The organism is Saccharothrix variisporea (genome assembly GCF_003634995.1).
In the GTDB taxonomy this organism is placed as follows: Bacteria; Actinomycetota; Actinomycetes; order Mycobacteriales; family Pseudonocardiaceae; genus Actinosynnema; species Actinosynnema variisporeum.
Map to the genome: position 1 here is coordinate 5,256,440 of NZ_RBXR01000001.1, position 12,984 is coordinate 5,269,423.

The 12,984-nt window shown below is 71.1% G+C and carries 14 protein-coding genes, 2 tRNA genes and 1 pseudogene; 5 read left to right on the forward strand and 12 right to left on the reverse strand.

Features of this window, described 5'->3' with window-relative positions:
• Positions 1 to 67: 67 nt before the first annotated feature.
• Positions 68 to 712 (reverse strand): aminodeoxychorismate/anthranilate synthase component II, encoded by a 645-nt coding sequence (locus DFJ66_RS23680; protein ID WP_121231634.1) that lies wholly within the window; start codon positions 710 to 712, stop codon positions 68 to 70.
• 66 nt (positions 713 to 778) lie between these two features.
• Here DFJ66_RS23680 and DFJ66_RS23685 point away from each other — a divergent pair, with 66 nt between their 5' ends.
• Positions 779 to 2,128, forward strand: coding sequence for an FAD-dependent oxidoreductase (locus DFJ66_RS23685; protein ID WP_121223879.1), 1,350 nt, complete (start codon positions 779 to 781; stop codon positions 2,126 to 2,128).
• A 3-nt stretch (positions 2,129 to 2,131) separates the two neighbouring features.
• Here DFJ66_RS23685 and DFJ66_RS42920 read toward each other — a convergent pair whose 3' ends face one another.
• Positions 2,132 to 2,290, reverse strand: coding sequence for a hypothetical protein (locus DFJ66_RS42920; protein WP_170199616.1), 159 nt, complete (start codon positions 2,288 to 2,290; stop codon positions 2,132 to 2,134).
• Positions 2,290 to 4,197, reverse strand: a complete 1,908-nt coding sequence (locus DFJ66_RS45095) for a class E sortase (protein ID WP_281276632.1) — start codon at positions 4,195 to 4,197, stop codon at positions 2,290 to 2,292. The genes DFJ66_RS42920 and DFJ66_RS45095 overlap by 1 nt, the downstream gene beginning before the upstream one ends.
• 137 nt (positions 4,198 to 4,334) lie before the next feature.
• Here DFJ66_RS45095 and crgA point away from each other — a divergent pair, with 137 nt between their 5' ends.
• On the forward strand, positions 4,335 to 4,601 hold the full coding sequence (gene crgA / locus DFJ66_RS23700) for a cell division protein CrgA (RefSeq protein WP_121223886.1): 267 nt from the start codon (positions 4,335 to 4,337) through the stop codon (positions 4,599 to 4,601).
• Between the two features lie 215 nt (positions 4,602 to 4,816).
• A complete protein-coding gene (locus DFJ66_RS23705; protein ID WP_246029880.1) occupies positions 4,817 to 5,230 on the forward strand; it encodes a PH domain-containing protein in 414 nt (137 codons plus the stop codon).
• Here the strand turns inward: DFJ66_RS23705 and DFJ66_RS23710 are convergent.
• Positions 5,227 to 6,087 (reverse strand): rhomboid family intramembrane serine protease, encoded by an 861-nt coding sequence (locus DFJ66_RS23710; protein WP_121223890.1) that lies wholly within the window; start codon positions 6,085 to 6,087, stop codon positions 5,227 to 5,229. The genes DFJ66_RS23705 and DFJ66_RS23710 overlap by 4 nt on opposite strands.
• A gap of 10 nt (positions 6,088 to 6,097) precedes the next feature.
• Entirely contained in the window at positions 6,098 to 6,646 is a 549-nt protein-coding gene (locus DFJ66_RS23715) for a peptidylprolyl isomerase (protein ID WP_121231636.1), read from the reverse strand.
• A 95-nt stretch (positions 6,647 to 6,741) separates the two neighbouring features.
• Between DFJ66_RS23715 and DFJ66_RS23720 the strand changes: the two genes are divergently transcribed.
• Positions 6,742 to 7,359: a hypothetical protein gene (locus DFJ66_RS23720; RefSeq protein WP_147459344.1), complete on the forward strand. Its 618-nt coding sequence runs from the start codon at positions 6,742 to 6,744 to the stop codon at positions 7,357 to 7,359.
• Between the two features lie 56 nt (positions 7,360 to 7,415).
• Here the strand turns inward: DFJ66_RS23720 and DFJ66_RS23725 are convergent, their stop codons facing one another.
• On the reverse strand, positions 7,416 to 7,964 hold the full coding sequence (locus DFJ66_RS23725) for a DUF2020 domain-containing protein (protein ID WP_121223894.1): 549 nt from the start codon (positions 7,962 to 7,964) through the stop codon (positions 7,416 to 7,418).
• A 155-nt stretch (positions 7,965 to 8,119) separates the two neighbouring features.
• Here DFJ66_RS23725 and DFJ66_RS23730 point away from each other — a divergent pair, with 155 nt between their 5' ends.
• Positions 8,120 to 8,542 carry a DoxX family protein gene (locus DFJ66_RS23730; protein WP_121223896.1) on the forward strand — a complete coding sequence of 141 codons (423 nt, stop codon included), beginning with the start codon at positions 8,120 to 8,122 and terminating at the stop codon, positions 8,540 to 8,542.
• A gap of 52 nt (positions 8,543 to 8,594) precedes the next feature.
• Here DFJ66_RS23730 and DFJ66_RS23735 read toward each other — a convergent pair whose 3' ends face one another.
• The 6 genes and pseudogenes from DFJ66_RS23735 to gyrA form a co-directional block, all read right to left on the reverse strand.
• On the reverse strand, positions 8,595 to 9,188 hold the full coding sequence (locus DFJ66_RS23735) for a dihydrofolate reductase family protein (RefSeq protein ID WP_121223898.1): 594 nt from the start codon (positions 9,186 to 9,188) through the stop codon (positions 8,595 to 8,597).
• 64 nt (positions 9,189 to 9,252) lie between these two features.
• Positions 9,253 to 9,325, reverse strand: a tRNA-Ala gene (locus DFJ66_RS23740).
• Positions 9,326 to 9,361: 36 nt separating this feature from the next.
• A pseudogene (locus DFJ66_RS43585) lies at positions 9,362 to 9,478 on the reverse strand (DLW-39 family protein); the annotation flags it as partial.
• A gap of 35 nt (positions 9,479 to 9,513) precedes the next feature.
• Positions 9,514 to 9,587, reverse strand: a tRNA-Ile gene (locus tag DFJ66_RS23745).
• Positions 9,588 to 9,642: 55 nt separating this feature from the next.
• Positions 9,643 to 10,434 (reverse strand): DUF3566 domain-containing protein, encoded by a 792-nt coding sequence (locus DFJ66_RS23750; RefSeq protein ID WP_121223900.1) that lies wholly within the window; start codon positions 10,432 to 10,434, stop codon positions 9,643 to 9,645.
• A 26-nt stretch (positions 10,435 to 10,460) separates the two neighbouring features.
• Positions 10,461 to 12,977, reverse strand: a complete 2,517-nt coding sequence (gyrA, locus tag DFJ66_RS23755) for a DNA gyrase subunit A (protein ID WP_121223902.1) — start codon at positions 12,975 to 12,977, stop codon at positions 10,461 to 10,463.
• Between the last annotated feature and the right edge of the window lie 7 nt (positions 12,978 to 12,984).

The window sequence follows — 12,984 nt, forward strand, 5'->3', positions numbered from 1 at the left end:
GCCGGGGGCCTTGTCGTTTGTCCACAGGGTTGCCCACAGGGGTGGACAACTCGAACGCCTGTTCGATTCAGCGCTGCCGAGCGGCGGCGGCGAGCTGGCGCATGCCGTTCTCCAGGCGCTCGACGGTCGCCTCGGGCACCTCGAACCCGCACACCCTGAGCCAGTTGGCGAGCATCCGGTGGCCGCCGTCGGTGAGCACCGACTCGGGGTGGAACTGGACGCCCTCGACCGGCAGCTCGCGGTGCCGCATGGCCATCACCACGCCGGACTCGGTGCGGCCGGTGACCTCGAACTCGGCCGGGATGGTGTCCGGCAGCACGGTCAGGGAGTGGTAGCGGGTCGCGGTGAACGGGTTCGGCACGCCCGCCAGGACGCCCGCGCCCGTGTGGTGCACCACGCTGGTCTTGCCGTGCAGCAGCTCCGGCGCGAGGTCGACGGTGCCGCCCCACACGGCGCCGATGGCCTGGTGGCCGAGGCACACGCCGAACACCGGGATGCCCGTGTCGGCGCAGCGGCGGATGACGTCCATGCTCCGGCCGGCCTTCTCCGGGGTGCTCGGACCTGGGCTGACCAGCACGCCACCGACCTGCCCGACCTCGTCGAGCTCGACGGCGTCGTTGCGCCGGACGACGCACTCGACGCCGAGCTGGGCGAGGTACTGGACGAGGTTGTAGACGAAGCTGTCGTAGTTGTCGACCACGAGCACGCGCATGCCCACCAGCGTAGCCGTGACCAACCTCTCGCCAGAACTGATCTTAGGCTAACCTAACCTTGAGGTATGACACGTACTCTGCGCGTCGCCGTCGTCGGCGCCGGCCCCGCGGGCATCTACGCCGCCGACAACCTGATCAAGTCGGGGGCCGACGTCCGCATCGACCTGTTCGAGCGGATGCCCGCCCCGTACGGCCTGATCCGGTACGGCGTCGCCCCGGACCACCCGCGCATCAAGGGCATCGTCACCGCCCTCCAGCGCGTGCTGGACCGGCCCGAGGTCCGGTTCTTCGGCGGCGTCGAGTACGGCATCGACCTCAAGCTCGACGACCTGCGCCAGTTCTACGACGCCGTGGTGTTCTCCACCGGAGCCGAGAAGGACCGGCCGCTGGACGTGCCCGGCATCGACCTCGACGGCTCGTACGGCGCGGCCGACTTCGTCTCCTGGTACGACGGCCACCCCGACGTGCCCCGCACCTGGCCGCTGCACGCCTCCCAGGTCGCCGTGCTCGGCGTCGGCAACGTGGCCCTCGACGTCGCCCGCATCCTCGCCAAGACCGCCGACGAGCTGCTGAGCACCGAGATCCCGGACAACGTCTACGAGGGCCTCAAGGCCAGCCCGGTCACCGACGTGCACGTCTTCGGTCGCCGCGGCCCCGCCCAGGCCAAGTTCACCCCGCTGGAGCTGCGCGAACTCGACCACTCGCCGAACGTCGAGGTCATCGTGCACCCGGAGGGCATCGACTTCGACGCCGCCAGCATGGCCGCGATCCGGTCGAACAAGCAGGTCGAGATGGTCGTCAAGACCCTCCAGGAGTGGGCCATCCGCGACGCCGGCGACCGGCCCCGGCGCCTGCACCTGCACTTCCTCGAAGCGCCCGTCGAGGTGCTCGGCGCGGACGGCCGCGTGGTCGGCCTGCGCACCGAGCGCATGGAGCTGACCGGCGACGGGAACGTGCGCGGCACCGGCGAGCACACCGACTGGCCCGTGCAGGCGGTGTACCGGGCCGTCGGCTACCTGTCCACGCAGCTGCCGGACCTGCCGTTCGACCACGCGTCGGGCACCGTGCCGCACGAGGCGGGCCGCGTGCTCGACCTCGACGACCAGGCCATCCCCGGCGTGTACGTCACCGGCTGGATCAAGCGCGGCCCGATCGGGCTCATCGGCCACACCAAGGGCGACGCGCTGGAGACCGTGACCAGCCTGCTCGCCGACGCGCCGCTGCTGCCCGAGCCGCCGTTCACCGACCCGGAGGCCGTGGTCCGGTTCCTGGAGCAGCGGGCCGTGCCGTTCACCACCAACGAGGGCTGGCTCAAGCTCGACGCCCACGAGATCGCGCTGGGCCGGCCCCAGGACCGCGCCCGCGTGAAGGTCGTGGACCGCGCCGAGATGACCGCCATCTGCCGCGGCGAATGACCCCTACTGGGGCGTCGTCACGTTGTTGAACGGCAGCTTCGGCTCGACCCACGGGAACACGACGAACAGCAGCAGCGCCACCACCCCGGCCGCCAGCACGATCGCCTCCAGGACGCGCACCGGCAGCGGGCCGGGGAGGTGGCGCCAGATCCAGCCGTACATCACTGCTCCTTGAACTCTTCGGGCACGAACCCCTCGGCCTTCGGGTAGCCCTGCGTGAGCACGGCGTGCACGATGAGCCGCTGCCGGTCGGAGAAGCGCGGGTGGCAGGTGGTCAGCGTGAGCAGGGCCACCTGCTGCGCCTGCGGCACCTCGCCCTCGAAGTGCGGCACCGCGTCGATGACCTCGCCCTGCGTCGGCAGCACGATCTCCTGGCCCACCGTCTTGTCGTACGGCGCGCCCAGCGGCGACACCTTGCCGCACTTGGGGTTCTTGGCCTTGTCGCTCTGCGCCCACCCGGCGACCTCGCTCGCCTTGGGCAGCATCCGGTAGACGAACCACTCCGTGCGCGTCTCGACGATGATCGCGTCGCACGCCCCGAGCAGGTCGAGGTCGTTGAACGGCGCGCCCTTGCCGACCCGGTGGCCGGCGACCGCGAAGTTGCCGGGCGCGCCGGGCAGCGCGGTGTTCACGTAGTGGCCGGGACCGATCTCCAGGTGCTTGTCGCTGGTGCCCTCGACGATGGAGAACTTGAAGTCCGGGCCGAACGCGGGGATGTACATCTTGGCGAAGGCCTCGCCCTCGACCAGGTCGTACTGCGCCTGCCGCTGCGGGTCGGCCTGGACGGTGTTCGCGCCCCACTTGTCGTCCAGGGCGTGCGTGGCGTCGTCCTGCTTGCCCGCGGAGATGAGGTCGGTGATGTAGACCTCGTAGACCACGAAGAGCAGGATCACCAGGCCGAACGTGATGAGCAGCTCGCCCACCGTGCGCACGGTCCTGCGGGCGGCGCTGTCGGTGCGGGGCGGCGGCACGTCGTCCTCGTAGTCGTCGTAGTCGTCGTACTCGTCGTCGTAGTCGTCGTCGACCGGCTTGATGATCTCGGTCGGCGGGTCGACGGGGCGAGGGCGCGGTCGCCGGGCCGGGGTGCCGGACGGGGGCAGGCTGCCGGAGAACGCGCTGGTGTAGCGGGTGGCGTCGGCGGGCGGCGGCCCGGGGTGCGGCCTGCGGCCGGGGGTCTGCGGTTCGGGCTCGCCGTCGAGGCGGCGACCCAGCGCACCGCCGGGCGGCGTCCCCGGACCGGTGACGGGCATCCCGCCGGGGGGCGTGCCGGGACCCGGAGGCGTCCGCGGCATGCCGCCGGGAGGCGTGCCCGGAGGTGTGCGCGCGAACCCGCCGGGGGGCGTGCCCGGACCAGGCGGAGTCCTGGGCAGACCGCCTGGTGGCGTGCCCGGAGGGGTCCTGGGCAGACCACCCGGAGGCGTGCCCGGTGGGGTGCGTGCGAACCCTCCGGGAGGCGTGCCCGGACCAGGCGGGGTCCTCGGCAGACCACCCGGGGGCGTGCCGGGTGGGATGCGCGGCGGCAGTGGTTCGGGTGCGCGCCGCCGGCCGCCCGGCGGTGGGTAGCCGCCCGGAGGGGGTCCAGGGGGCTCCTCGGGTGCGCGCCTTCGCCCGCCCGGCTCGACGTGCCCGGGCTGCTCGCCGTAGCCGGGCCGCTCGTCATACCCGGACGGCTCGCCGTACCCGCCCGCAGCCGGCTCGTCGTCCTCGTCGCGCCGCCGCCGTCGGCCACCGGACCGCTCGGGCGCGACCACGTCGTCGTCCCGCCGCCGCCGTCGACCGCCCGTCTCCGGCACGACGTGCCCGGACCGGGACTCCGGGTCCAGGTGGCCCGAGCGCGCCTCCGGGTCGCCGTAGCCGCGCGGTCCCGGCGCGGAGGCGTCGTCGTGATCGTCGTCGTAGTGGCGCGAGCCCCGTTCGGGAGCGGGCCGGGAGCGCGGCGCGGGGTCGTCCCAGGACGGCGCGACCCGGGTGACCTCCTCGGGTCCCGGCGGCGGGGCCTGGGGGTGCGGCCGGGGGCGGGGCGGCGGGCCCGACGGGCCGCCTCGCGGCGGGGGCGGGTCGTAGCTCACCGAAAAACCTCCCGGGCCGAACGTTCCAGAACTACGCGGTGCTTCAGGGACCTGCTCGGTTACGTTAACGTGTTCATCCAGCAGTGGACGTAAACTCGCGCCACTGGAGGCTCATCCACCCGTCAGGCGAGGACAGAATGCCCAAGTCCAAGGTCCGCAAGAAGGCCGTCTACACGGCGCCGGCCGATCGCCGCACCCCGGTGAAGGTCAAGGCGGCGGGACCGTCGCACCCGGTCTACATCGCCGTGATGCTCGGCATGATGCTGCTCGGTCTGGCGTGGCTGGTGGTCAACTACATCGCGGGTGACAAGGTCCCGGTGATGATGGACCTCGGGAGCTGGAACTTCGGCATCGGGTTCGCCCTGATGATCATCGGTCTCCTCATGACGATGCGGTGGCGCTGACCACCTCGCTACGCCACGTGGCGGACGGCCCGGACGCGCGACACGTCCGGGCCGTCGCGCGTTAGCCGATCGTTCACCCCGTTCACCAGCGGGTCACCGAAGCACAGAGATGTAAGTCATCCCCAATGGGGACAACTCCTGTGGACAACTTTGCGCCAATTTGCACAAGCGCCGGTAGAGCCCCTCAGTTGTCCACATGCGGAACACTCGACAGCGTGACGCCACCCCGTTCCTGGTCCCCCAGACCCGCCGCCCTCGTCCTCGCCTGGCTCCTCGCGGCGGTCGCCCTGCTGCTCACCGTCCTGGGCCCCGACGCCGCGACCCGAGTCCTCATGGGCACCGGAACGGCCCTGGTGGTCGCCATGGCGGCCTACGGCACGCTCGTCCGCCCCCGCCTCACCGCCGACGACACGGGCCTCACCGTCCGCACCCTCACCGGCCCGCGCCACCTGCCGTGGCACGAGGTGCACGTCAAGCTCGCCCACACCCGTCGCCTGGGCCGCGAGGTGGCCACCCTCGAACTGGACTGGCGCCGCGGCGAGGACGAGCAGCTCTACGTGCTCACCCCGACCGACCTGGGCGCCGACCCCCGCGACGTCGCGGACGTCCTGCACGCCCTGCGCCCCTAGGTCAGCTGACCCGCCCGCACCGCCACCAGCACCACGAACAGCACCACACCGGCAGCCACGACCGCGGCCTGGTACCACTCGCGCTTCTCGCGCGGCGCGTAGACGAACCCGAGGGTCACCAACGCGCCGGCCGCGAACCCGCCGGCGTGCCCGATCAGCGAAACACCCGGAAGGGTGAAACTGGACACCACGTTGAGGACGAACACGGGCAGCACGACACCGGGGTTGAAGCCCATCGGCCGCATCGCCACCAGCACCGCGCCCATCAGCCCGTACACCAGGCCGGACGCGCCCGCGCCGATCGAGCCCGGGTTGCCGAACAGGAACACCGCCGCGCCGCAGCCCAGGATCGACAGCACCGACACCGCGACGAACCGGGCCGTCCCGAACGCAGGCTCCAGCAGCCACCCGAGGATGGCCAGCCACAGCATGTTCAGCGCCAGGTGCAGGAAGCCGACGTGGGTGAACGCGTTCGTCGCGAACCGCCACCACTCGCCGTCCACCACCGCCCACGGCCACAGCCCGAGGTCGCCGAACAGGGGTGTCCGGTCCACGCCGAGCGGGTTGCCCGCCTGGACCGCGAGCAGCACGAAGACCAGCACGTTCAGGCCGATCAGGACCGCGGTGACCACGGGCCGCCCGCCGTCCTCGGCGCCGAGGAAGTTCCGGGCACGGCGGACCGTCCGCTTGCCCTCGTTCACGCAGTCGACGCACTGGTAGCCGACCGACGCCTCGCGCAGGCACTCCGGGCAGGCGGGCCGGTCGCAGCGGGTGCAGCGCAACCCGGTGACCCGGCCGGGGTGCCGCACGCAGGCGACAGCGCCGACCGGGTCACCCGGCGCGACTGGGGTGCTCATGCGCCCGCGGTCAGGAGCGCTCGATCGTGACCTTGTTGATCACCACGTCGGTGACCGGGCGGTCGCCGGCGCCGGTGGGGGTGTTGCCGATCGCGTTCACCACGTTGATCGACTCCTGGTCGGCGACCTCGCCGAAGATCGTGTGCTTGAAGTTCAGCCACGTCGTCGGCGCCACCGTGATGAAGAACTGCGAGCCGTTGCTGTTCGGGCCGGCGTTCGCCATGGCCAGCAGGTACGGCTTGTTGAACTGCAGTTCCGGGTGGAACTCGTCGGCGAACTTGTAGCCCGGGCCGCCGCGGCCGGTGCCGGTCGGGTCGCCGCCCTGCAGCATGAAGCCCGCGATGACGCGGTGGAAGATCGCCCCGTCGTAGAACGGGCCGCTGTTCTCGCCGCGGGCGTTGGCCTCGCTGTAGTCCTTGGTCCCCTCCGCCAGTCCGACGAAGTTCGCCACCGTCTTGGGAGCGTGGTCGGGGAAGAGGTTGATGCGGATGTCGCCCTGCGTGGTGTGCAGGGTCGCCGTCACCTTGGTCCCGACGAGCGAGTCGTTGCTGTCTGCCACGCACACCATCGTGCCATCCGCCGGGCGGTGCGGTTGGGGAAGGGGCAGGATGGGTATTGCCAAAACGTGACTGGCCGACGACTTGTGGAGCAGAAATGGATGAGGTAGCTGCCATGACCCGGGCCGGGGAGTCGGTTGGCAAGGCCGTCGGCACGGGCATCCGCGCGGTCCGCCGCGGCGCGGTCCGCGCCGGTCACGTCGGCGCGGACGCCGCGTCGACCTGGGCCGAACGGGCCGAGGAGAAGCTCGCCGAGCGGGGCGTGACGGCCGACCGCGTGCGCGGTGTCGTCGCGGACCGGGCGGGACTGCTGGTGGAGAAGGCGGAAGAGGTCGAGAAGTCGACCCGCAAGACCCGCAAGCAGCTCGCGAAGAAGGCCAAGGGCGTCCGCAAGGACCTGGTCAAGGCCGCGGAGCGGGCCCGCAAGGAGGCCAAGGTGCGCGCCAAGGACGTGCGCAAGGCCGCCAAGCAGGCGCGCAAGGAGATGGCGGCGGCCCAGCGCCCGTCGCGGCGCAAGTGGCCGTGGGTGCTGGCGGTCCTGGCGGCCGGTGCGGTCGCCGGGTACGTGGCGCTGACCCGCCGGCCGCAGGAGGTCCACCTCGAAGAGGAGGAGACCGTCGAGCCGACCCCGTCGAGGTCGACGCCGCCCGCCGCGACCCCGGCGGACTCCGAGGCGCACGCCACGCGCAACGGCCGCGTCTCCGACCGGAGCTGAACCCGGCCCCGGTCACCGCGCCCGCTCACCCGGTGTGAGCGGGCGCTTCGCGCGTCCTAGAGACCGAGGTTCGCCACGACGGTCTCGGCGACCCGCTTGGTCTTGATGGTCTGCTTCTGGTTGCTGGTCACGACGACCGCGTCGCCGCCCTTCGCCACCGCGTACACCGCGCCCTCGGCCAGGACCGCGGAGCCGCCCTGCCAGCCGTCCGGCGCGCTCGCCGGGCTGGACCCGGACACCGGCGCGGCCCGGTCGACCACGGCCTTCGCCGTCGCCGGGTCGCCGTGGAACACCCACACGGTCAGCTGCACGTCGGTGGCGTTCGCGTAGAAGAAGCACGCCGGGTCGGGCTGGTCGGCGGACAGCTTGACCTTCGGCACGCGCTGGCCGTTCGCCTCGGCCACGAAGGACGACTCCAGGTACGGGCACTGGCCGTCGGTGGCGGGCTGCGGCTCGGGCGGCGGACCAGCGGGTTTCGTGGTGGTGGGAACCACCGTGGTGGTCGGCGGGGCGGTGGTCGCGACCGTGGCGGGCTCGGCGGTGCACGCGGCCAGGGCGCCGAGGGCCAGCAGGCTGGGCAGGGCGGTTCGCAGCACTCGGTTCATAGGGCCGCAAGTCAACCAGATGGCCCGATCGGCGCAACGACCGACAGCATCTCGACAGGTGATTGAATCCGCGACGACCTAGGCACGCCCCGTGTCCGGCGCTAGCTTGTACTCACCCTGCCAGGCCGCCCCTGCAATGTGAGGACTGACTCGTTATGAACGTGTTGGACCGCGGCCGAGATCACGCGTTGGCGCTGTTCAGGATCGTCGTCGGAGTGTTGTTCGTGTGCCACGGCGCCCAGAAGCTGTTCGGGGCGCTGGGTTCGAAGGGCGCGGTGTCGATCACGTCGTGGCCGATGGGCCCCGCCGGGGTGATCGAGCTGGTCGGCGGCACGCTGATCGTGCTCGGGTTGGCGACGCGGGTCGCCGCGCTCGTCGCGTCGGGCGCGATGGCGTACGCGTACTTCGCGGTGCACCAGCCGCTGGGGCTGCTGCCCATCCAGAACAACGGCGAGCTGGCGGCGGTGTACTCCTGGGTCTTCCTGCTGCTGGCGTTCACCGGACCGGGCGCCTGGGCGCTCGACCGGGTGATCGCCGCCCGCAGGGCACCCACGACGGCCACCCCCGCGCGGGTCTAGTGGTACGGGGTGGGGCGCTCCCCGGGGCGTCCCACCCCCACCGGCACATCCCTCACCGGCGCACGCGGTAGCGGACGTGGCTGACCAGGTCGGTGCCGCGGGTCTCCAGGGGTTCCAGGTCCAGCCGCCCGACGCCCTCGAACAACCGCGCCCCCGACCCGAGCGCCATCGGTGCGATGTGCAGCCACAACTCGTCGATCAACCCGGCTGCCAGGCACTGGTTGACCACCGAAGCACCGCCCGCGACCGCTACGTTCCGGTCGCCGGCCGCCTCCCGCGCCCGGTCCAGGGCCGCCTCGACACCGTCGGTGACGAAGTGGAACGTGGTGCCGCCGAGCATCTCGACCGGTTCGCGAGGGTGGTGGGTGAGCACGAACACCGGCGCGTGGTACGGCGGCTCGTCGCCCCACCAGCCCCGCCAGTCGCCCTCCCACTCGCCGCGCACCGGGCCGAACATGTTGCGGCCCATCACGAACGCGCCCGCGTCGAGGATCCCGTCCAGCTCGGCCCGGTGCTGCTCGGCCTGCTCGAACATCCAGCGGTGCAGCAGCTCGCCGTCGACGCCCAGCGGCTCCTCGGCGGTCTGGTGCGGCCCGGCGACGAACCCGTCGACCGAGACCGTGATGCCGCACGTGACGATGCCCACTCCGGCTCCCCCGATCGCGGAAACGCCAAAAGGCCCGCGAGATCGTTCGCGAGCCTTGAGAACGTGGAGACGAGGGGAATCGAACCCCTAACCCCCGCCTTGCAAAGGCGGTGCTCTGCCAATTGAGCTACGTCCCCCTCACGAGGGGCGGCAGCACCGCCCTCGCGGGATCAGTCGGTGGGGGCGGTGGCCTCGCGCCACAGGTCAGCGTCGGCCTTGGCCGAGCGGCTGCGCTTGACGAAGAACAGAACCGCACCGGCGACGGCGACAAGTGCGATGATCTTCTTCACAGCAGTTCCCCTCTGCAATCCTGTGAAACTTCCGGTGGGCCTAGGAGGACTTGAACCTCCGACCTCTTCATTATCAGTGAAGCGCTCTAACCGCCTGAGCTATAGGCCCTCGGGGCAACGACGGCAACAGTACACGATCGCCCGTCGCGGCCCCAAATCGGGTGCTACTCGCGCTCGGACAGGGTCACTTCCAGCCCGCCCGCGAGGTCCGCCGACACGTTGTAGACGAACGCGCCGACCGTCGCCAGGGCCGTGAACAGCACGATGTTCACCGCGCCCACGATGGCGGCCACGCCGAACACGCGCCCGGCGCTGATCAACGGGTCGCCCGAGGACTCGTTGCCCTGGAGCAGGTCGTTGGCGGTGTTGTTGATCTTGTCCCACACGCCCATGCCGTTCAGCACGCCGTACAGCACGCCGACCGCGACCAGCCACACGAAGAACAACGCCACGCTGAGCACCAGCGCCAGCTTCAGCACCGACCACGGGTCGACCCGCTTGACCTGCAGGCTCGCCCGGCGCGGACCCCGGCCGGGCCGCCGCGCCGAGGGTGCGGCGGCGGCCGGACGACCGTTCGCCGCACCCAGGTTCACCGAGGTGCGGGCGGCGCCCTGTGGCGCGGCGGTGCCGGTGATCACCGGTCGCGCCACGGCGACGGTGTCCGGGTCCTGCGCCGGGTACGCGGGCTGCCCGCCCTCGCCCTCCGGCTGCTCGGGCGACGGCGCCGGGTCGCCCGGCCCCACCTGCTGGGCCTCGGCGTACTGCGCGTCGCCCGCCACCCGGGCCCACGGCGGGGGTGCGGCCGGCGCCTCCTGCTCGGCGGGGGCCGGCGCGTCACCTCCCGACGAGCCCTGGCCAGACGACGTCTGCACCGTCGGTTCCTCCCCCGGTGTCGACTCGGCACCGGGCCGGGTGATCACCGCGGTCTTGTCCTCTGGCTTCTCGGGTGAGCTCACGAGCAGTCCTCAACCTCTCGTCCGCGCTAGTTGGCAGGCTCCGCCGGGTCGGCGTCGGTGCCGTCACCAGAGGTGACGTCTCCGGCCTCGTCGGCGTTGCGTGCCACCGCGATGAGAGTGGTCCCTTCGCCGAGGTTCATCAACCTGACGCCCTTCGTCTGCCTGCCCGCCTTGCGCACCTCCGCGGCGCTGGTGCGGATCACACCGCCCGCGGACGTGATCGCGTACAGCTCGTCGTCGACGTCGACGATGAGCGCGCCGACAAGCCTCCCACGGCGCCGGTCGTGCTGGATGGTCAGCACACCCTTCCCGCCGCGACCCTGCACCGGGTAGTCCTCGATCGGCGTGCGCTTGGCGTACCCGCCGTCCGTGGCCACCAAAACAAACAGACCCTCTTGGACCACGCCGATGGACAGCAGCTCGTCGCCGGTGTTGAACCGCATGCCCTGGACGCCCGAGGTCGCGCGGCCCATTGGGCGCAGCGCCTCGTCGTCGGCGTGGAACCGGATGGACTGGCCGTCCTTGGACACCAGCAGCAGGTCGTCGTCGGCCGAGCAGAGCACCGCGCCGACCAGCTCGTCGTCCTCGCGCAGGTTGATGCCGATGAGACCACCCGATCGGTTGGAGTCGAAGTCGGACAGCTTCGACTTCTTCACCAGGCCCTTGCGGGTGGCCAGCACCAGGTAGGGCGCGACCTCGTAGTTCTTGATCTCGATGACCTGGGCGATCTCCTCGTCGGGCTGGAAGGCGAGGAGGTTGGCCACGTGCTGGCCGCGCGCGTTGCGGTTGGCCTCGGGCAGCTCGTAGGCCTTGGCCCGGTAGACCCGGCCCTTGTTGGTGAAGAACAGGATCCAGTCGTGCGTGGAGCACACGAAGAAGTGCGCCACGATGTCGTCCTGCTTGAGCTGCGCGCCCTGCACGCCCTTGCCGCCGCGCTTCTGCGAGCGGTACAGGTCGGTCTTGGTGCGCTTCGCGTAACCCGTCCGGGTGATCGTGACGACGACGTCCTCGACCGCGATGAGGTCTTCCATGGACACGTCACCGTCGAACGGCACGATCTTGGTGCGCCGGTCGTCGCCGTGCTTCTCCACGATCGCCATGAGCTCTTCGCGCACGATGGCGCGCTGCCGCTCCGGCTTCTCCAGGATGTCCTTCAGGTCGGCGATCTCGACCTCGATCTCGGCCAGCTGGTCGATGATCTTCTGCCGCTCCAGGGCCGCCAGGCGGCGCAGCTGCATCTCCAGGATCGCGTTGGCCTGGATCTCGTCGACGTCGAGCAGCTCCATCAGGCCGGTGCGCGCCGCCTCGGGCGTGTCCGACCGGCGGATCAGGGCGATCACCGCGTCGAGCTGGTCGAGGGCCTTGACCAGGCCGCGCAGGATGTGGGCCCGCTCCTCGGCCTTGCGCAGCCGGAAGCGGGTGCGCCGGACGATGACCTCGATCTGGTGCTTCACGTAGTGCCGGATCATCTGGTCCAGGCGCAGCGTGCGCGGCACGCCGTCGACCAGGGCCAGCATGTTCACGCCGAACGAGTACTGCAGCTGGGTGTGCTTGTAGAGGTTGTTCAGCACGACCTTGGCGACCGCGTCCCGCTTGAGCGTGACCACGATCCGCATGCCGGAGCGCTTGTTGGACTCGTCGGCGATGTTCGCGATGCCGGTGAGCTTCTGGTCGCGGACCAAGGCGGCGATGTTCTCCACCAGGTTGTCCGGGTTGACCTGGTAGGGCAGCTCGGTGACGACCAGGATGGTGCGGCCCTTGGCGTCCTCGTCGATCTCCACGACCGCGCGCATCTTCACCGAGCCGCGGCCGGTGCGGTAGGCGTCCTGGATGCCGGAGGTGCCGAGGATCTGGCCGTAGGTCGGGAAGTCGGGGCCCTTGATCCGCTCGATCATGGCCTCCAACGTCTCCTCGTCGGAGGCGTCGTGGTTGTCCAGCGCCCACACCACGCCCTCCGCGACCTCGCGGAGGTTGTGCGGCGGGATGTTGGTGGCCATGCCGACCGCGATGCCGGACGAGCCGTTGATCAGCAGGTTCGGGATGCGCGACGGGAGGACCGTCGGCTCCTGGATGCGGCCGTCGTAGTTGTCGCGGAAGTCGACGGTGTCTTCCTCGATGTCCGCGAGCATCTGCATGGCCAGCGGCGTGAGCCGGCACTCGGTGTACCGCATGGCGGCGGCCGGGTCGTTGCCCTGGGAGCCGAAGTTGCCCTGGCCGTCGATCAGCGGGTAGCGCATGGCCCACGGCTGGGCGAGGCGGACCAGCGCGTCGTAGATCGCCGAGTCGCCGTGCGGGTGGTAGTTGCCCATGACGTCGCCGACGACGCGGGCGCACTTGTTGTAGCTGCGGTCCGGGCGGAACCCCGAGTCGAACATGGAGTACAGCACCCGGATGTGCACCGGCTTGAGGCCGTCGCGCACGTCCGGGAGGGCGCGGCCCACGATCACGCTCATCGCGTAGTCGATGTAGGAGCGCTGCATCTCCTGCTGGATGTCGACCGGCTCGGTGCGGTCGCCCTCCGGGGGCAGGGTCGTCTCGGTCACGGTCCTT